Below are 19,084 nucleotides of genomic sequence, written 5' to 3' on the forward strand. Positions count from 1 at the left end.
GGAACGCCGGGCGGAACCGTACGGGGAACCCGTGGGGAACCAACACGGAACCAACACGGAACCCTATGTCCGAATCGCGCACGTTTCCCGCGTTGCCGAGGTTCTGAACCTCTGCCAGGGGTTTGTGTTTTTCCGGGAAAAGCGGTTTCCTTTCCGCGTACTGCATTTTCGATGAAAGGAAATCCGGTGGCACAGAAGGTTCAGGTCCTTCTTGTCGACGACCTCGACGGCGTCGAGGCGGACGAGACCGTGACGTTCGCGCTGGACGGCAAGACCTACGAGATCGACCTCACCACCGCCAACGCGGAAAAGCTCCGTGGCCTGCTCGAGCCGTACACCACGAGCGGGCGCCGCACCGGCGGCCGTACCACCGGTGGACGCGGCAAGGGCCGCGCGGTGGCGACGGGCAGCCAGGACACCGCGAAGATTCGCGCGTGGGCCAAGGAGAACGGCATGAACGTGAACGACCGTGGTCGCGTTCCCGCCGACATCAAGGCCGCTTACGAGGACGCGAACCGCTGAGGCGGCAGCTGCTGAGCCGCCGGCCCCAGGGCCCGGGCACTCAGCAGCCGCACCCGGTGGCACTCCGCGGCAGCGGCGGCCACGAGACGCACCAAGCAAGGGGCGGCCGCACCGCCCCACGGCGCGGACCGCAGCGCCGGCAGCGAGGACTCGACCTCGCGGCCCGGTGCCGGGGCCCGCAGCCACACGGCGGCGCCCGGCGCGCCGGATCCGCCCCGCCCCGGGGGAAGGGGTGCGGTCATCCGGCCGTCGGTGCCCAGCACGGCGAGATCCAGCGAGATCCCGCCCCACTCGAGCCAGTCGAGCAGGCCCGGTAGCTCCTCCGCGCTCCCCGCGGCCACGAGCAACCGCATCCGTCGCCCCAGCAGGGCGACCGGACCCGTCGCCGGGCCCATCCTGCGCAGCACACCGCGGCCGGCCGCCGCGGGCAGCTCCAGGACGTCGAAGCGCAGCCCCGTGACCAGCTGCACCGGCGGGCCGGCCACCGCCGCCCAGCCGAGCTCCTGCTCGTACCACCGCGCCAGACCGCCGTCGATCGGCGTACGGGGGAGCGGGACGGTGAAGGCCATGCCCGGGGAACTCCCGAGAGGGTGCGTTGGTTACGCCCGTGGCGGACCGCCGCGGTGACAATCAGTCCCGCTCCGAACGCGCAAGGTGTCCGTGATGGGGCGTACGCGTGCATTCGGCAGCGCAAGGGTGTTCGCTGGTAGCGGAGGGAACCGGGGTGCGCCGCATGGAGTGTCACTGCTTACGGGTAAGACATTCCTAGTGGAGAGGGGCGACTCGCGGGCTTCGGCGTCTCACGTTCGCCATCGGCGTACAGATGACGCGGGTAACTACTTGGCCTGCGGGAACATCGTCTCGCACCATCGGGTTGGAGCATTTGTCGGCTGTTCGGCAGCAGGTCTCCCCGCGGAAGAGGGGGTGATCCGGACGGATGTCGGCAGTTGGAATGAGCGGTCCCCGCTTGCGGGACTAAGCTGCGGAAGGACAGGGAGGGGATCGACCCCTAACTGACTGACCGCTCTGAGGAGCGATTAACGATGTTCGAGAGGTTCACCGACCGCGCGCGGCGGGTTGTCGTCCTGGCTCAGGAAGAAGCCCGGATGCTCAACCACAACTACATCGGCACCGAGCACATCCTTCTGGGCCTTATCCACGAGGGTGAGGGTGTCGCCGCTAAGGCCCTGGAGAGCCTCGGGATTTCGCTCGAGGCGGTCCGCCAGCAGGTGGAGGAGATCATCGGGCAGGGGCAGCAGGCCCCGTCCGGGCACATCCCCTTCACCCCTCGCGCCAAGAAGGTCCTGGAGCTCTCGCTCCGTGAGGCCCTCCAGCTCGGCCACAACTACATCGGCACCGAGCACATCCTGCTCGGCCTGATCCGCGAGGGCGAGGGCGTCGCCGCCCAGGTCCTCGTGAAGCTGGGCGCCGACCTCAACCGGGTGCGGCAGCAGGTCATCCAGCTGCTCTCCGGCTACCAGGGCAAGGAAGCCGCCACTGCCGGCGGTCCTGCCGAGGGCACCCCCTCGACGTCCCTGGTCCTCGACCAGTTCGGCCGCAACCTCACCCAGGCGGCCCGCGAATCCAAGCTCGACCCGGTCATCGGGCGCGAGAAGGAGATCGAGCGGGTCATGCAGGTGCTGTCCCGCCGCACCAAGAACAACCCGGTCCTCATCGGCGAGCCCGGCGTCGGCAAGACCGCCGTCGTCGAGGGCCTGGCGCAGGCCATCGTCAAGGGCGAGGTGCCCGAGACCCTCAAGGACAAGCACCTCTACACCCTCGACCTCGGCGCGCTGGTCGCCGGCTCCCGCTACCGCGGTGACTTCGAGGAGCGCCTGAAGAAGGTCCTCAAGGAGATCCGCACCCGCGGCGACATCATCCTGTTCATCGACGAGCTCCACACCCTCGTGGGTGCGGGTGCCGCCGAGGGCGCGATCGACGCCGCCAGCATCCTCAAGCCGATGCTGGCCCGCGGTGAGCTCCAGACCATCGGTGCGACCACGCTGGACGAGTACCGGAAGTACCTGGAGAAGGACGCGGCCCTCGAGCGCCGCTTCCAGCCCATCCAGGTCGCCGAGCCGTCGCTGCCGCACACCATCGAGATCCTCAAGGGTCTGCGCGACCGGTACGAGGCCCACCACCGGGTCTCCATCACCGACGAGGCCCTCGTCCAGGCCGCGACCCTGGCCGACCGGTACATCTCGGACCGCTTCCTCCCGGACAAGGCGATCGACCTGATCGACGAGGCCGGCTCCCGGATGCGCATCCGCCGGATGACCGCGCCGCCGGACCTCCGCGAGTTCGACGAGAAGATCGCCGGCGTCCGCCGCGACAAGGAGTCCGCGATCGACTCGCAGGACTTCGAGAAGGCCGCCTCGCTCCGTGACAAGGAGAAGCAGCTCCTCGCCGCGAAGGCCAAGCGCGAGAAGGAGTGGAAGGCCGGCGACATGGACGTCGTGGCCGAGGTCGACGGCGATCTGATCGCCGAGGTCCTCGCGACGGCCACCGGCATCCCGGTCTTCAAGCTGACCGAGGAGGAGTCCAGCCGCCTGCTCCGCATGGAGGACGAGCTCCACAAGCGCGTCATCGGGCAGAAGGACGCCGTCATCGGCCTCTCGCGGGCCATCCGCCGTACGCGTGCCGGTCTGAAGGACCCGAAGCGCCCCGGTGGCTCGTTCATCTTCGCCGGTCCGTCCGGTGTCGGTAAGACCGAGCTTTCGAAGGCGCTCGCCGAATTCCTCTTCGGCGACGAGGACGCGATGATCTCCCTCGACATGTCGGAGTTCAGCGAGAAGCACACGGTTTCCCGTCTCTTCGGTTCGCCGCCCGGATACGTCGGCTACGAAGAGGGCGGCCAGCTCACCGAGAAGGTGCGCCGCAAGCCGTTCTCCGTCGTGCTCTTCGACGAGGTCGAGAAGGCCCACCCCGATATCTTCAATTCCCTTCTCCAGATCCTGGAGGACGGTCGCCTGACCGACTCCCAGGGCCGGGTCGTGGACTTCAAGAACACGGTCATCATCATGACGACCAACCTCGGGACCAGGGACATCTCGAAGGGCTTCAACCTGGGCTTCGCCGCCCAGGGCGACACGAAGTCCAACTACGAGCGGATGAAGGCGAAGGTCAGCGACGAGCTGAAGCAGCACTTCCGCCCGGAGTTCCTCAACCGTGTGGACGACATCATCGTCTTCCCGCAGCTGACCCAGGACGACATCCTCCAGATCGTCGACCTGATGATCGGCCGCGTCGACGAGCGCCTCAAGGACCGGGACATGGGCATCGAGCTCTCCCAGGCCGCGAAGGAGCTGCTCGCCAAGAAGGGCTACGACCCCGTGATGGGCGCCCGGCCGCTGCGCCGGACGATCCAGCGCGAGATCGAGGACTCGCTGTCGGAGAAGATCCTCTTCGGCGAGCTGCGCCCCGGTCACATCGTGGTCGTGGACACGGAGGGCGAGGGCGACGAGCGCACCTTCACCTTCCGCGGCGAGGAGAAGACGGCCCTGCCGGACGCCCCGCCGATCGAGGCGACGGGCGGCACGGGCCCGAACCTGTCGAAGGACGCGTAAGCGTTCCACGCGACTGAGCGGTAAGGGGCGGCCCCGGAACCTGATCGGTTCCGGGGCCGCCCCTTTGCATGCATTCTCAGGTGGTACGGAGATCGAGGTCGGGTCGCGCCGCGTACAGGGCCGACAACTCGTGCGAGTCGACCTGCGAGGCCGGCAGGCTGACGGTTTGCAGCCCAGGTACGTCAGCGAGGGCTAGTACGCCGCCGGGCCTCAGGGGCACGTCTCGGAGGTGGACCGATTCCAAGCCGTCCATCCCGGCGAGCGGGACCAGACTGGACACTCCCGGGCAGTTCTGGAGCATCAGACTCCCGGGTGTCGCACCGCTGTCCCGGAGCCACTCAAGGCCGTCCAGAACGGTGTTGCTGAGGATCTCGACCAGCCGGGGGCGCAGGGAGATCACCGCTCGGGCGAGTTCCTCGCCGGTGAAGTCGCCGCTGAAGGCCACACGCGCGACGGGTCCGAGCAGATCCAGGTGCGCGAGCTCCGCCCGCGTCGAGACGAACAGCAGAGTCCTGTCCAGGTCGAGGCGGGCCAGGACCTCGCGGGCATAGAGGGCGAGGGGAAAGGACCGCCAGCTGACGGCCAGGCCGTGGGCGACCTGAGAATCCACGAAACCGCGGGCATACGGGACGGCCTCCGCGCCCCCGACCGCGCAGATCACCTCGATCACATGCTCGTCGAACCGGCCGTCCGGGTGGGGGCTGGGCAGCAGCGGCAGGACGTACGGGCCGAGCCGGGCCAGCTCGTACACCTGCTCCGGACTCCGTGGCGGCATTACCGACGTCACCCCGTCCCGGACGCGGTCGCGAACAGGTTCGGACAGCCACGCCGCGTGCTGGGCGCACAGCGCCGCCAGCACGTACAGCGTGGTCCTCAGATCCCAGTCCGACGCGGTCGAGCCCGCCGCCGTGAGCAGCCCCTCGACGAGCACGGGCAGCTCGCGGCGCGAGCAGTGGCCGGCCGCGAGCAGGAGGACGTCGTGCCATTGCTCCTCCCACGCGTGGCGCAGGAGCTCCGACACGAGGTCGTCCTCCACGAACTCCTTCGCCGCGAGGAAGTCCTGGAACGTGCGGTGTGCGATCTGGAAGACGTCGTCTGTCCGCTCCTGGAGCAGGCCGCTGCGGTTGAGCAGGTGAGTGAGGATCTGGTCGGGCGTTCCCTGTGCGGCGACCTGCGGCATCCCCGGCAGTGCGCGGTTCAGCCGGTGCAGTGCCTGTTCCCGGGTGAACTCCGTCTGGCCGCCCCGGACCAGCCAGGCCGCCAGACGCTGGAGGAGCTGTCGGTGCTCCTCCACCGACATCCGGATGCCGTCGGGGGCGTCGATCCGGCGCCGGTCGTCGCGGGTGCCGAGCAGCATCTGCAGGGCGGAGTCGTACAGCGCCCAGCGGGTCTCGGGCAGGAAGCCCTCCCGTAAGCGGTGGAGTGCGCAGATGACCGCGCAGAGGAGCGGGGTACGGGCCAGGTCGGAGAGTGCCGGGTTGTTCCGGAACTGCTGGCGCAGGTCCTGTTCGAGGCTCGTCAGGACCTCCGGGTCCTCGCCGTCGAGGCGGGCGGCGTCGTGCCAGGCGGTGACGAACGCCTGGATGTCCTGGTCCCGCATGGGCAGGAGCGTCAGCTCCTCGAAGCCCTCGGCCGCCAGCCACTCCGGCTCCACGGCGAGCGGCCGCACGGTCGCCACGCAGCGGGTCCGGGGGAACCTCGCGAGGAGCCCCGAGAGCCAGGTGTGTGCGGCCTCGCGGTCCTCCTGGGACACCTCGTCGAGGCCGTCGACGAGCAGCAGCGCCCGTCCGCCGGACAGGACCCGGCCGGCCCAGCCGTCGGGCGGGGAGTCGACCATCAGGCCCGCCGTCGCGGGAAGCTCGGCGGGTGAGGGGAATCCGGAGCCGCGGGTCCGGAGGGTCCGGAGCGGGACGACGAAGGGGACGAGGCCGTTCAGTTCGGCGAGTTGGGGGCCGAGGGTACCGGCGGCCGCGTGGGCGGCGAGCCACCAGACCAGGGTGGTCTTGCCGGCGCCGGCGTCGCCCCGGAGGAGGACGCGCGGGCGAGAGGCGAGGAGTTCGTCGATGCGCTGGGGGACAGGAGCGGTGTCGTGCTCCTTCGCAGCGGCCTCCAGCGAGAGGTAGGCGGTGTCCAGGTCCCATTCGGCGGCGCGTCTGCGGAGTTCGTCGAGGCCGAAGACCCGTGTGCGGCGGTAGGCGGTGCCGACGGCCTCCCCGTACTCCTGCTCGTAGGGGGAGTCGGTCGAGCTGTGCCGGGTGAGGGCGGTGAGCGAGGGGAAGTCCCGCCCGGTGGCCTGGGTGAAGGCGGCGAGGAAGTCGGCGTCGGCGGCGATGGCGTGCAGGGGGACGCACTCGACCCGCCGGTGGCCGCGGCCGCGCGGGACCTCCCTGACGATGCCGAGCAGTCCGTCGCCGGCGACGACGGGCCCACCCGAAAGACCGGCGAGGGGCGAGCTGCCGTCCGCGGGTTCGGTGGCCGGGGGCACGTCGAGCTCGACGACCATCGTGCGGCGGACGAGGCCGGCGAGGGGGAGGAGCGTGCCCCGGTACTGATCGCTCTCCAGTCGCCCGTTTCCGTACCGCTGCACACGGGGGTAGCCGAGGATCTCGCAGTCGGGCAGGGGCCGGTCGGTGGCGAGCAGGCTGACCTTCGCCCGGTACGTATCGTGGTGTGCGACCTCGCCGGGCATGGCGAGCAGGCTCTCCGGGGATTGGAGGAGCGCCGCGTCGAGTCGCTGGTCCGACCAGATCACCTGACAGAGAACCGACTCGCCACGGCCGGGCACGGACACCCGGGCCGAGTAGGCGCTCCGCAGCACATGGGCGCAGGTGAGGACGGTGTCGTCGGTGAGCAGGACTCCGCTCCCCTGCTGTCCGTGCTGCTCGGAGTGGACGACGACGGGGAGCCGTACGGAGGGGCTCGGTAGGGGGGCCGTCAACGCGCGGGCCTGCCAGGGGAGTCGGGCGTGTTCCCGAAGTCGGAGGTGTCGCCGGCGTCGTCGTTGCCGACGAGCCAGGGCCCGTTCGTCGTGGCGTTCCGGGGCTTCAGGGTGAAGCAGACGCGGTGGGTGTCGCCCCGGGTGCGGGAGGCGTCGGCGCCGGCCTCGACGACCCAGGCCTTGGCCTTGGTCCCGCCCTTCACCTCCTTGCGGAGCTCGATCGTGAACTCCATCTCGATGTCGCCCACTTCGAAGGCGACGGGCTTGCCGTGGGCGCGGGTGGCGGCGTCGACGAGCTGGTCCCGTACGGACTCGATGGCGTCGGCGAGATCGATGTCGGTCATGACGGTGAACGTAGCGGGGGAGGGTGAAGGAAGTCGGCTCATGTCTTGATCTCGACCGTGGGCGCGAGGTTCTCGACGCCGGTGAAGCGGGCGCCGTAGTCCACGACGGAGCGGAGCCGCGGCAGGGCCGCGAGGGGGGTGAGGTCGTGGATCCGTTCATCGGCGTCGCCCAGGAGCCGTAGTTGGCTCAGGGCGGGGAAGGTCCGGGCGATGACGTCCAGGGGTGCCGTGGTGCCGTCGCAGTTCACGTAGAGGGCTTCCGTCCGTGGCAGCCGCAGTGGTTCGGGGAAGTCCTTCACGGCCTCGGCGTGCAGCGCGAGGAACGAGAGCCTGCCCAGGTCGGCCAGCACGCCCCAGTCCTCCTGGGTGGTCGGCACGGCACCGTAGAACTCGAGCGCATTGAGGTGGGTGAGGCGGCGGAGGAAGGAGAGCCCCCCTGTGGGGTACCCGATCAGGGTGAGGGTCTCCAGCTCGTTCTCGGCGGGCAGGGCGTCCAGGCACCAGGCGAGGGACCCCTGGAGCTGCAGGCTCTGGGCCCGGGCGATCGTCGGGCGCAGCAGAGCCATGCCGTCGGCGCTGACTCCGGGGCGGAGTTCGATGTTCTTGGGGCGCAGTCCGAGACGTGCGATCTCGGCGGCCTGTGCGTCGGAGACGAGCGTGAAGTCGAGGAGGGGCGTGTCGAGCCGGGCGATGATCTCCTCCGCGTAGGGGGTCGTCGGGAACCGGGACCATCCCCACATCAGCTGGGAGAGGACCGGCAGGTCCTGATGTGCGGTGAACCGGGCGAGGTAGGGCAGGGCGGCGTCATGGGTGATGTGCGTCGCCGTGATCACCACATCCAGCGCCGCCTCGTGGTCCAGATCCTCCGGGCCCGGCAGCAGGTCCAGGACCGCTCGGCCCACTGACGCCAGCTCGCGCGCCTCCTCCGCCCCGCGCGGTGGAATCACCTCCGCGGTCCGCGCCAGGATCCGTTCCCTGACCTCCGGCGCCACCTCCGTCGCATGGTCGAGCGCCGTGGCCGCCACCACCAGGACACGGAGCCGGGTGCGGCGGTCCGGTGCCGCGTCCGCCGCCTTCAGGAGCTCGTCGAAGATCTCCGCGCACTCGCGCGGGCGCGCGTGCCCGACGGCCATGCGGATGACGTCCTCCCACTGGTCGTCCGCCGCGTGCCGGACGAGGACGCCGATGTCCCACCGGTCCACGAGGGCCTTTGCCGCGAGGTAGTCCTGGAAGGTGCGGTGGACGAAGTCGACCGTGTCCGCGGTCGGTTCGCGCAGCAGACCGCTGCGGTGGAGCAGATGCGTGAAGAGCGCGCCGGCGTCGTACCCCGCCGCCTCGGTGATCGCGGGCACGGCCTCCCGTACGACCGACTCGGCGTGCGAACGGTCCATTGTCGTGCGGCCGTTGAGCGTCAGCCAGTACGCGAGGCGTTGGATCAGCTGGATCTGGGGGGCGTCGCCCAGCTCGATCCCGTACGGGGTCCCCATGTCCCGCTCGCGGTCCCGGCGCGAGAGCAGCATCGCGAGCGCCGCGTCGTACAGCGCCTTGCGGCCGCGCGGCAGGAAACCGCGCCGCCCGTGGTGCAGGGCGCAGATCAGGCCGCACATCAGGGGGTTGGTGGCGAGCTGGGCGACGTCAGGCGTCGTCCGCAGAGCATCGAGAAGGGGCTGTTCGTACGGCGCGGCCTCGGGTCCGGCGGCCCGGTGCCAGCGGCGCACGAACGTGGCGGCCTCGGAGGCGGACATCGGGGCGAGCGTGAGTTCGGTGAAGCCGTCCGACGCGAGCCAGTCGTCCTGTACGGCGGTGGGGCGGGAGGTCACGAGCCAGCGGTTGCCGTCGTAGGAGTCGAGGAGGTCGCGGAGCCAGCGGCGCGCGCGGTCGCGCTCGGCCTCGGGGATCTCGTCGATGCCGTCGACGAGGACCAGGCCGCGCCCGGCGGCGAGCACGCGGTCGGCCCAGCCGTCGGGCGCGGAGAGCGGGCAGTCGACGGCGGCGAGGAAGCGCTCGGGGGCGGGGAGCCGCTCGCCGTGGCGGGTGAGGGCGCGGAGGGGGAGGACGAAGGGGATCCGGCCGCGGAGGTACGCCATGTCGTCCGCGAGGTCCTCGCGGGTGGCCGAGACGGCCAGCCACTGGACGAGGGTCGTCTTGCCGGAGCCGGCCGTACCGCGCAGGAGCACCTTGTCGTGGCGGGCGAGGACCTGGTCGGCGCGGTCGCCCGTGAACATGCGGAGCAAGCGGTCGGTGGCGAGGTGGAAAGCGCGGCGTTGGTCGACCGACATCGCCTGCAGCGCCGCCAGCAGGGCCGAGAAGCCGGGGTCGGCCGGGTCGACCTCCGTAAGAGCGGCCGGGCCGATATCCACGACCCCCATGGCGTCGGGCTCCACGAGCGCGGCCGTGTCGGCGAGGCCCGCCTCAGGGCGGGGGCGATCGTTCGGCCCCGTGCTCGCGACCTCGTCCGCGAGCCACGCCCTGATCGCGCCCGTCGCGGCCGGTGCCACGCCCGTCGCCTCCAGTGACAGGTACGCCACGTCGAGCGGCCACTTCTCCGGGGTGTCGCGGAGGTCCACTCCGTAGATGGTCAGGCGGCCGTGCTTCTTCGCCAGGTGGGTCAGGTAGCGCCGCTCGAACGCGGCGTCCTCCGTGTCGGCCCTCGGCGTCCGGCGGATCAGCTCGTCGGTCTTCGCGATGAGCTCGCTCTGCCCGCGGGTCTGCTCGACCAGGCTGCGGGCCACGAACGTGGAGCGCTGGGTGAAGAAGTCGAGGATGTGGAGGCAGGCCCACTCCGTCATCGACTCCAGGTAGAGGACCGAGTCGGTGGACAGGCCGTCCGGGGCGGGGGCCGCCGCGCGCAGGCGGCGGGCGAGGGCGTGGTGGCCGAGGCCGACGGCCTGGACGTCGTCCATGTCCAGGTCGCCGAGGGCGAGGAGGGTGGTGGCGAGGGTGTCGGTGACGGCCTCGGTCTCGTCGGTGGGGAAGGGGCGCTCGCCGTTCCCGTCCCGGGAGCGGTCGACCAGCGTCCCCGCGAGCTTCCGGACGTCCTTCTCGGTCAGCGTGCGCTTCTCGCCGCGGAAGGAGACCAGGGAGGAGAGCCGGACCTTCTCCGACCGGCCCGTGAGGCCGGCCCCCGGACCGTCGCTGACCAGCAGTTTCTTCAGGATCGGGCCGATGGCGGCCGAAGCGAGGCGCGTGCCGATCAGTGCCGGTTCCATGTGTGTCCCCCCGTGGGTCCCCGAAGCGGTCAGCGTAGTGCGGGACGGTCCTGCGGGTGGCTCGGTTGCGTGACCCAGGTCCCATTGGGGGCCGGTGCCTGGTGACAAGGCGCACAGGCGTTTCGAGGGGTACTAACCGGAATAGTGGCGACCTTTGGTGTCGATTCGGGACGTTCAGGAGTGAACCGGCGGGACCTTGGTCCCGGAGGGGCCCGAACCGGACGCCGGACGGCCTTTTGCGCGGTTCCGGCCGCCCGCGACGTGCGGATAAACCGGTTCTCTTGTGCCGGTATGTCCGATTTCGAAGGCGACTCCCGGGGCCGTCAAGGGCTGAACATCCCCGGAGATCGCTACGACCTGATGTCGTAGATGGGGTGTTTTGGGCTGGATGGGGGTCCGGGTTACCAAGGATGAGCAAGCCCGACGCAGAGCACCGTTCGCGTCGGGTCCCGTACTTCCCCGGAGGTTTCCCCCGTATGTCGAAGCGCATGAACCCCGCCGCCCGTGTCACCGTCGTCGCTCTCGCCGCCGCCGGCCTGGGAGCGACGATGGTGACCGGAGCTGGGTCCGCCTTCGCCGCCGAGGGCAAGGCCGTCACCGCCCCGGTCGCGCTCACCGCGTCCGCCGCCGTCGCCGCCCAGGCCGACGCCCAGGCGAACGTCGCCGCCCAGGTGAAGGCCGCCGCCGCGAAGGCGACGGCCGCGAAGGTCACGGCCGCCAAGCAGGCCGCCGCGGTCAAGAAGGCCGCGGCCGTGAAGCCGGTCGCCGCCAAGAAGGCCGCGTCCTGGGTCAAGCCGGTCTCCGCGTACACGCTGAGCGCCAGCTACAACCAGGGCGGCGCCATGTGGGCCCACAAGCACTCCGGCCAGGACTTCGCCGTTCCGACCGGCACCCCGGTCAAGGCCGCGGGCAGCGGCACCGTCGTGAAGGCCGGCCCGAACGGCGGCGGCGACGGCCCCGCGTACGGCAACGCGATCGTCATCAAGCACGCCAACGGCACGTACTCGCAGTACGCCCACCTGTCGAAGATCAAGGTGCACATCGGCCAGAAGGTCCTCGTCGGCCAGCAGATCGCCCTCTCGGGCAACACCGGCAACTCCTCCGGCCCCCACCTGCACTTCGAGATCCGTACGACCCCGAACTACGGCTCCGCCGTGAACCCGGCCGCCTTCCTGCGGTCCCACGGCGTCTCCATCTGAGCCGCGATCCGAGCCGTACGCTGAGCCGTGGTCTGAGTCGTACGACCGAACTTCACTGGGCCCCGTGGGCCTGATTGAGCAGATCGAGGGCGACCTCGAGGGTGGCCCTGTGCTTCTCCTCGGGGTCGCCCTCGATGTTCTGCATGAAGAACGCGCCCGCGTGCAGGGTGAAGATCGCGCTGACGCAGCGCACCTGGTCCACCATGGCGAAGTCCGGCTCCCGGATCAGCCCGGTCAGCGCCATCATGCGTTCCTTGAAGGTGAGGCCGACGCTGAGCTCGCGGACCGTCGCCTGGTTCTCCTGCATGAAGCGGAAGAGCGGGGCCGCCGCGCGCAGCGCCACCTGGTAGCGGCGCAGCACCTCCTGCCGGGTCTCCAGGGTGCGGGGCTGTTCCTCGGCCCAGGTGATCAGCTCGTCCATGGGCCGGGTCAGGTCCTCGAAGATCCCGACGAGGATGTCTTCCTTGGTCTTGAAGTGGTAGTAGAGGGCCGCTTTGGTGACGTCGAGGCGCTCCGCGATCTCACGCAGGGAGGTCTTCTCGTAGCCCTGCTCCGCGAAGAGGTCCAGCGCCACGTCCTGGATGCGCTGGCGGGTGTTGCCTCGGGCCATGACTGCCCTCCACTTTCCAAAGAACTTACTTGACGACCGGCAAGTTACGGGTCTACCTTCCCCAGTGTAGTAACTAGCCGGGCGGCAAGTAAGGGACTGACATGACGACGCAACAAGCGACAGCGAAACCGGCGCAGGGGGAATCGGAGACGCAGCCACGCAGCGTCCGCGTCGTCCTGCTCGCCCTGATGATCGCGATGCTCCTCGCGATGCTGGACAACATGATCATCGGCACGGCGATGCCGACGATCGTCGGCGAGCTCGGCGGCCTGGAGCACCTCTCCTGGGTCGTCACCGCCTACACCCTGGCCACCGCCGCCTCCACCCCGCTCTGGGGCAAGGTCGGCGACATGTTCGGCCGCAAGGGCGTCTTCCTCACCTCGATCGTGATCTTCCTGATCGGCTCGGCGCTCAGCGGCATGGCCCAGGACATGGGCCAGCTCATCGGCTTCCGGACCATCCAGGGCCTCGGCGCGGGTGGCCTGATGGTCGGCGTGATGGCGATCATCGGCGACCTCATCCCGCCCCGCGAGCGCGGCAAGTACCAGGGCATGATGGCCGGCGTGATGGCCCTCGCCATGATCGGCGGCCCCCTCGTCGGCGGCACCATCACCGACCACTGGGGCTGGCGCTGGTCCTTCTACATCAACCTGCCCCTCGGCGCCGTCGCCCTCGCCATGGTCAGCACCGTCCTGCACCTGCCGAAGAAGCAGCGCGCCACCGGCACCCGGATCGACTTCCTCGGTGCCGCACTCCTGACCGTCGGCATCACCGCGATCGTCCTCGTCACCACCTGGGGCGGCACGGAGTACGCCTGGAGCTCGGCGACCATCGTCGGCCTCGCGGTCGGTGGAGCCGCCGCCCTCGCCGCCTTCCTGTGGGTGGAGACCAAGGCCGAGGACCCGATCATGCCGCTGCACATCTTCCGCAGCCGCAACTTCACCCTGATGTCCCTGATCGGCTTCATCACCGGCTTCGTGATGTTCGGCGCGGTCCTCTACCTGCCGATCTTCCAGCAGTCCGTCCAGGGCGCCTCGGCGACCAACTCCGGGCTGCTGCTCCTGCCGATGCTGCTCGCGATGATGGTCGTCTCGCTGGTCGTCGGCCGCTTCACCACCAGCACCGGCAAGTACAAGATCTTCCCGATCGCGGGCGGCGTCCTCATGACGGTCGGCCTCTTCCTGCTCTCCACGATGGACACCGGCAGCTCGCGGCTGACCTCCGGGATCTACATGGCCGTCCTCGGTGCCGGCATGGGCTTCATGATGCAGATCACCATGCTGGTCGCCCAGAACAGCGTCGAGATGAAGGACATGGGCGTCGCCTCGTCCTCCACCACCCTGTTCCGGACGCTCGGCTCCTCCTTCGGCGTCGCGATCATGGGCGCGCTCTTCACGAGCCGCGTCCAGGACGAGATGGCGACGCAGGGCGGATCCGGGCTCACCGAGCGGACCGCCCAGCTCGACGCGGCGAGCCTGGCCAAGCTGCCGGCGGCGCTCCGCGAGGCCTACCAGGAGGCCGTGGCCTCGGGTACGCACGGTGCCTTCCTGCTCGCCGGTGCGGTCTCCGTCCTGGCCTTCGTCTTCGCCCTCTTCGTCAAGGAGGTGGCGCTCCGCGGCGCCGGTCCCGCGACGGCCCCGAAGGCCGCCGCGGGCGACGACGAGGTGAAGGTCGCCGAGACGGTCTGACCATCTGGTGAGGCGGTCGTACGAGGGTGGGGCCGGTCCTGGAAAAGGACCGGCCCCACCCTCGTACTCCCACGGCGGTCTTCAGTCCGCCGGCCGCAGGATCGGGAAGCTTCCCGTGTTCGTCGGCGCGTGATCGGGCAGCCACAGCACCGCGATCGCGCCGCCCACCCCGTTCGGCGCCGCCTCGGAGGCCACGTTCCGGAAGGTCAGCCGGGCGCCGAGGACCCGCGCCTGGCCCGCCGCGATCGTCAGACCCAGGCCGTGGCCCTGACCCGCGCGGTCGCTCGTACCCGTACGGAACCGGCTCGGCCCCTCCTTGAGCAGCGCCTCCGGGAAACCGGGACCGTGGTCGCGGACGCGCACGACCCGGCCCTCGACGGTGACCTCCACCGGCGGCTTGCCGTGCTTGGCGGCGTTCGCGAGGAGGTTGCCCAGGACGCGCTCCAGGCGCCGCGGGTCGGTGTTCACCCAGGAGTCGTGGACGACCCGGACGACCACCTCGGGGTCGAGGGCCCGCATCCGCCGCTCCACGAACTCGCCGAGCGCGATCTCCTGCAGTTCCGCCCGCTCCGACGCGCTGTCGAGCCGGGCCACCTCCAGGACGTCCTCGACCAGCGTCCGCATGGCCTGGGCCCGGTCCCGTACGAGCTCGGTCGGACGGCCCGGCGGCAGCAGTTCGGCCGCCGTGAGCAGCCCGGTCACCGGGGTGCGCAGCTCGTGCGCGATGTCCGCGGTGACCCGCCGTTCCGCCTCGATCCGCTCGTTGAGCGCGTCGGTCAGGGCGTCGACCGCCCACGCCAGGTCGTCGGTCTCGTCGCGTACGACCCCGCCGACGGCCTCCCTGACCCGGACGTCCGTGTTCCCCTGGGCGACCCGGCCGGCCGCGACGGCGGCCTTCCGCAGCCGCCGGGAGAGCTGGCCGCCGATGAGCACGCCCAGCGCGCAGCCGCCGAAGACCACCGAGACCGAGCCGATGACGAGGGCCCGGTCCAGATCGTTCATGATCGTCGCGCTGCGGTCGGCGAAGGGGATGTGCAGCGAAAGCACGTCACCGTTGGCGAGCGGCACCGCGGCCCACACGTCGGGCGGCCCGCCGTGCCGGTGCTCCTGCACGTACGTGCCGCGCCGCTTGTCCCGCATCAGCTGGTCGAGCTGGGCGGGCAACGACGGGTCGTTGATCTTCGTGCCGAAGCGCGGCTCCTTCGGCTTCGACGTCTCGTACATCCGCTGGGCGAAGAGCAGCCGCTCCATCTGCACCTCGCGCGCGTTGTCGAGCATCGAGATGCGGGCGGCATTGTGCACGACCACGCTCAGGGTGACCGCGATCAGCGCGCCGACCGCCGCGATGGCGACGGCGATCTTCCAGCGGACGCCGGTACGGAGGGGGAGCAGCTTCACCGGTACGTGCCCGTCTCGGGGGGTGTCGTGTGGATCATGCCGCCCTAGCTCTTGAGCTTGTAGCCGAAGCCGCGGACCGTCTCGATCCTGTCCTGGCCGATCTTGGCGCGCAGCCGCTGCACATGGACGTCGACGACCCGGGTGTCGCCGCCCCAGCCGTAGTCCCAGACCCGCTCCAGGAGCTTGTCCCGGGACAGCACGGTGCCCGGCGCGGACGAGAACTCCAGGAGCAGCCGCATCTCGGTCGGCGTCAGCGCGACCGGCGCCCCGCCCTTGCGGACCTCCATGCCCTCGGTGTCGACCTCCAGGTCGCCGAAGACGAGGAGCCCGCCGCCGTCCGGACCCTCGTCCCCCTGCTCGCCGGCGCCGCCGCCCGCGTGCCCGAAGCGGCGCAGCACGGCGCGGATCCGGGCCATCAGCACGGAGCCGTCGAAGGGCTTGGTGACGTAGTCGTCGGCCCCGGCCTCCAGGCCGAGGACGACGTCGATCGAGTCGGCGCGCGCCGACAGCATGATCACCGGCACCGTCGACTCGTCGCGGATCCGGCGGCAGAGGCTGACCCCGTCCATGCCCGGCAGCATCACGTCGAGCAGGGCGATGTCCGGCCGCTGCGCCCGGAAGGCTTCCAGGCCGGAGAGCCCGTCGGGCATGGCCGTGACCCGGAAGCCGTCCCGCTCCAGGGCGAGCTGGGTGGCCTCACGGATGACGTCGTCGTCCTCGACGAACAGGACATGGGTTTCGGCCATCGTGCGGTGCCCTTCGGGTCTCTGCGCCGTGTCCGCGGGCGGGGGCGCTTCTTCTGCGTTCGGAGGAGTACGGCCGGCTTCGGAGTACGGCCGGGTTCGCGGTACGGCCGGCTCAGCGGTACGGGGTCACGGCTCAGTTGGCGGGGGGCTCGCTCGGCGCGGGCTCCTCGACCTCGCCGTCGCCGACCGCCCGGCTGTAGTCGTTGTGCACCCAGTCGTGCTGGGTGAACTTGTTCCCCGACCAGCGATACGTGATCACGTCCTCGCCCGAGGGATACGCGACCGGGTCGCCCTTCGCGTACACCTGCTTGGTGACGACCAGTTCGCCCCGGTCGATCGTGGCGTAGACCGCGGCGTCCTCCGCCATGAACACGTTCTCGTACCGGTCGCTCTGCTTCCGGTAGACGTACGTACCGATCCCGACGGCATCGCCGCAGGTCATCACGTTCACCACGACATCCGGCGCGGGCGCGTCGGTGAGGTTCCCGTACGAGGCGTCCACCGGGTACGCGTCCGCGACGCACGGCTTCAGATCGGTCTTGAACCGCTCGTCGATCTTCGGGTCGGCCTTGAGCAGCTCGATCGGATCCACCCGCTCGGCGGCGTACTGCTGCTCGTCGCCGGCCGAGGGGGACGGGGTGGGCGCCGCCGCGGCCACCTCGCGAGTGGCGGCCGCGCCCTCGTCGCGGGAGCCGGTGCCGCCGGTGGAGCAGGCGGCCATGGACAGCCCGACGGCGACGAGCCCGGCCGTCGCCGTGATGCTCGCCGCCTTGGCGGTACGGCGCCGGGGGCGCCGCCCGGTTCCGTACCGGTCGTCGCCGCCGGGGCCGCCACCGCTGTCGCCGCCCGGGCCGGCACCGTCGTCGATGCCGCCGATGCCGTCGTGTCTTCTGCCGTCGGCTTCGCCGTCTAGGCCGCGCACCGCTCCCGCCCCCGTTCGTCGCCTCGTACGCTCGTCCGCTCCCCGGGCCGCCCCAGAGCCCGGGCGTCGAGGTCACGGCTCTCCAGCTCCTGGCGGAGCCGGGCGAGCGCGCGGTGGAGCGTCGACTTCACCGTACCGGTCGACATGCCGAGCGCCGCCGCCGTCTCCTCGGTGCTCATCTGTTCCCAGTGGCGCAGGACGACGACGCTGCGCTGCTTCGGCGCGAGCACCTTCAGGATGTCCATGAGGAGGGCCCGGTCGGCGTGCTGCTCGGTCGGGTCGTCGACACAGGCGTCGGGCAGCTGCTCGGTGGGCACCTCTTCGAGCTTGCGGGAGCGCCACCACTCGGTCCGGGTGTTGATCATGACCCGGCGGAGGTAGGCGTCGGCCAGGGACTTGTCGGCGATGCCGTCCCAGCGGCCGAACGTACGGGCGAGGGCCGTCTGGAGGAGGTCCTGGGCGTCGACGGGGTCGGCCACGAGACGACGTGCACTGCGCAGCAGCGCGTCCTGTCGCGTGCGTACGTACTCCTCGAAATCGAGCACCTCGCCATGCCTCATCCGAACCGCCTCCGAACCCCGTGACCAGCTTTGTTCCTCGTGTCGTGGACGACGCTACGGAGCGCTTGTCACGGGGTTGTGCGGGGCAGCCGTCGGTGGACGCACGGCTACCCATCGGTTGTGTAACAGCGGGGATGGAGACGGTTCGTCAGGGGTGCCGCGTCCGCGGCCCCCAGGTCGGGGGCTCTCGGCCGGGGGGCGGTGCTCGGTCGAGGGCTCCGGGTCGAGGGCTCTCGGCCGGTGGCGCTTCGCCGACGGCCGGGAGGGACCTCAGGCCACGGGCAGCCGGTAGTACCCGTCGTCCAGCGGCTCGACCAGACCGTCCGCGACCAGGCCGTCCAGCGCCCTGGCCCGCTGCACCGGCTCGTCCCAGACCGTGTCCAGGACCGCCTGGGCCACCGGGTCCTTCGACTCCCGCAGCACCGCGAGGAGCCGGCCCCTGACCTGTCGGTCGGTCCCGGCGTACGTCTGGCCGCGCCGCGGCGGACCGTCGTGCGCCGGCTTCCCCGAGAGCCGCCAGGCGCACTGCCCGGAGATCGGGCAGCGCCCGCAGTCCTCGTTCTTCGCCGTACAGACGAGCGCGCCCAGCTCCATGGAGGCGGCGGCCCAGCGGGAGGCCGTCGTCTCGTCCGCCGGAAGCAGCGCGCGGGCGAGCCGCCGCTCGGCGGCCGTCGTCGCGTTCGGCGGGTACTGGACGCCGGTCGCCGCCCGGGCGAAGACCCGGCGCACATTGGTGTCCAGGACGGCATGCCGCTGCCCGTACGCGAAGGAGGCCACCGCCGCCGCCGTGTACTCGCCGATGCCGGGCAGCGAGAGCAGCTGCCCGTGATCGCTCGGTACCTCGCCGCCGTGCCGTTCCTTTATGGCGACGGCCGCCGCGTGCAGCCGCAGCGCCCGGCGCGGATAGCCGAGCCGGCCCCAGGCGCGGACCGCCTCACCGGGGGCGTCGGCGGCCAGGTCGGCCGGGCGGGGCCAGCGCGCGAGCCACTGCTCGTACACCGGGAGCACCCGGACCACCGGGGTCTGCTGGAGCATGAACTCGCTGACCATGACACCCCAGGCGCCGGCCTCGGGGCGGCGCCAGGGCAGGTCGCGGGCGTGCCGGTCGAACCAGGCGAGGACGGGCCCGTGCAGCTCGGCGGGGGGCGTCGGGAGAGCGGGGTCTTCGAAGGCGGCGGCGGCCTCGAAGGCCCGGGCGGCGGCTTCGGGGGCCTCAGGGGACTCGGGCGTGAGGGGAGCGTCGATGGAAGTCATGGCACCCACGATCCTGGCACGTCCACGACGAGATCAGCACGCGCCGTGGCACCGGCGCCAGGGTGGGATCGATACGCGCCGGGGTGCGCGCGCCGGGGTTCCTCGGCGCGCGCTGTGGCGCTCGTACA

The 19,084-nt window shown here is 70.9% G+C and carries 14 protein-coding genes; 4 read left to right on the forward strand and 10 right to left on the reverse strand.

The annotated features are described in order from the left end of the window. The first annotated feature begins 186 nt into the window (after window positions 1–186). Window positions 187–522: a histone-like nucleoid-structuring protein Lsr2 gene (locus OG259_RS23435; RefSeq protein ID WP_030324199.1), complete on the forward strand. Its 336-nt coding sequence runs from the start codon at window positions 187–189 to the stop codon at window positions 520–522. On the opposite strand, the gene OG259_RS23440 is transcribed toward OG259_RS23435, so the two are convergent. Further along, a complete protein-coding gene (locus OG259_RS23440) occupies window positions 501–1,091 on the reverse strand; it encodes an SCO3374 family protein (protein ID WP_328944045.1) in 591 nt (196 codons plus the stop codon). The genes OG259_RS23435 and OG259_RS23440 overlap by 22 nt on opposite strands. Window positions 1,092–1,565: 474 nt before the next feature. Here OG259_RS23440 and OG259_RS23445 point away from each other — a divergent pair, with 474 nt between their 5' ends. Beyond that, the gene (locus OG259_RS23445; protein ID WP_328944046.1) at window positions 1,566–4,088 is read left to right on the forward strand and encodes an ATP-dependent Clp protease ATP-binding subunit; all 2,523 of its coding nucleotides are present in this window, start codon (window positions 1,566–1,568) and stop codon (window positions 4,086–4,088) included. A gap of 76 nt (window positions 4,089–4,164) precedes the next feature. Here the strand turns inward: OG259_RS23445 and OG259_RS23450 are convergent, their stop codons facing one another. Genes OG259_RS23450 through OG259_RS23460 form a run of 3 tightly spaced genes read right to left on the reverse strand, consistent with a single transcriptional unit; the run spans window position 4,165 to window position 10,579 of the window. After that, on the reverse strand, window positions 4,165–7,026 hold the full coding sequence (locus OG259_RS23450; protein ID WP_328944047.1) for an NACHT domain-containing protein: 2,862 nt from the start codon (window positions 7,024–7,026) through the stop codon (window positions 4,165–4,167). Next, the gene (locus OG259_RS23455) at window positions 7,023–7,370 is read right to left on the reverse strand and encodes a trypco2 family protein (RefSeq protein ID WP_328944048.1); all 348 of its coding nucleotides are present in this window, start codon (window positions 7,368–7,370) and stop codon (window positions 7,023–7,025) included. Before OG259_RS23455 ends, OG259_RS23450 begins: the two co-directional genes overlap by 4 nt. A 38-nt stretch (window positions 7,371–7,408) precedes the next feature. Further along, a complete protein-coding gene (locus OG259_RS23460) occupies window positions 7,409–10,579 on the reverse strand; it encodes an NACHT domain-containing protein (protein ID WP_328944049.1) in 3,171 nt (1,056 codons plus the stop codon). Between the two features lie 476 nt (window positions 10,580–11,055). Here OG259_RS23460 and OG259_RS23465 point away from each other — a divergent pair, with 476 nt between their 5' ends. Then, a complete protein-coding gene (locus OG259_RS23465; RefSeq protein WP_328944050.1) occupies window positions 11,056–11,778 on the forward strand; it encodes a M23 family metallopeptidase in 723 nt (240 codons plus the stop codon). Window positions 11,779–11,830: 52 nt separating this feature from the next. Here the strand turns inward: OG259_RS23465 and OG259_RS23470 are convergent, their stop codons facing one another. After that, window positions 11,831–12,388 (reverse strand): TetR/AcrR family transcriptional regulator, encoded by a 558-nt coding sequence (locus tag OG259_RS23470; protein ID WP_328944051.1) that lies wholly within the window; start codon window positions 12,386–12,388, stop codon window positions 11,831–11,833. 101 nt (window positions 12,389–12,489) lie between these two features. Between OG259_RS23470 and OG259_RS23475 the strand changes: the two genes are divergently transcribed. Next, window positions 12,490–14,076, forward strand: a complete 1,587-nt coding sequence (locus OG259_RS23475; RefSeq protein ID WP_328944052.1) for an MDR family MFS transporter — start codon at window positions 12,490–12,492, stop codon at window positions 14,074–14,076. A gap of 81 nt (window positions 14,077–14,157) precedes the next feature. Here the strand turns inward: OG259_RS23475 and cseC are convergent, their stop codons facing one another. The 5 genes from cseC to OG259_RS23500 all read right to left on the reverse strand — a co-directional run bounded on the left by cseC (window position 14,158) and on the right by OG259_RS23500 (window position 18,956). Beyond that, entirely contained in the window at window positions 14,158–15,474 is a 1,317-nt protein-coding gene (cseC, locus tag OG259_RS23480) for a two-component system sensor histidine kinase CseC (RefSeq protein ID WP_266893221.1), read from the reverse strand. Between the two features lie 44 nt (window positions 15,475–15,518). After that, window positions 15,519–16,220, reverse strand: coding sequence for a two-component system response regulator CseB (gene cseB / locus OG259_RS23485; protein ID WP_328944053.1), 702 nt, complete (start codon window positions 16,218–16,220; stop codon window positions 15,519–15,521). A gap of 133 nt (window positions 16,221–16,353) precedes the next feature. Next, window positions 16,354–17,142, reverse strand: coding sequence for a hypothetical protein (locus OG259_RS23490; protein ID WP_328944054.1), 789 nt, complete (start codon window positions 17,140–17,142; stop codon window positions 16,354–16,356). Beyond that, a complete protein-coding gene (locus tag OG259_RS23495; protein WP_266893215.1) occupies window positions 17,130–17,702 on the reverse strand; it encodes a SigE family RNA polymerase sigma factor in 573 nt (190 codons plus the stop codon). Before OG259_RS23495 ends, OG259_RS23490 begins: the two co-directional genes overlap by 13 nt. A gap of 270 nt (window positions 17,703–17,972) precedes the next feature. Further along, window positions 17,973–18,956: an A/G-specific adenine glycosylase gene (locus tag OG259_RS23500; RefSeq protein ID WP_328944055.1), complete on the reverse strand. Its 984-nt coding sequence runs from the start codon at window positions 18,954–18,956 to the stop codon at window positions 17,973–17,975. Window positions 18,957–19,084: the final 128 nt, after the last annotated feature.

This window comes from Streptomyces sp. NBC_00250, from assembly GCF_036192275.1.
Lineage (GTDB): Bacteria > Actinomycetota > Actinomycetes > Streptomycetales > Streptomycetaceae > Streptomyces.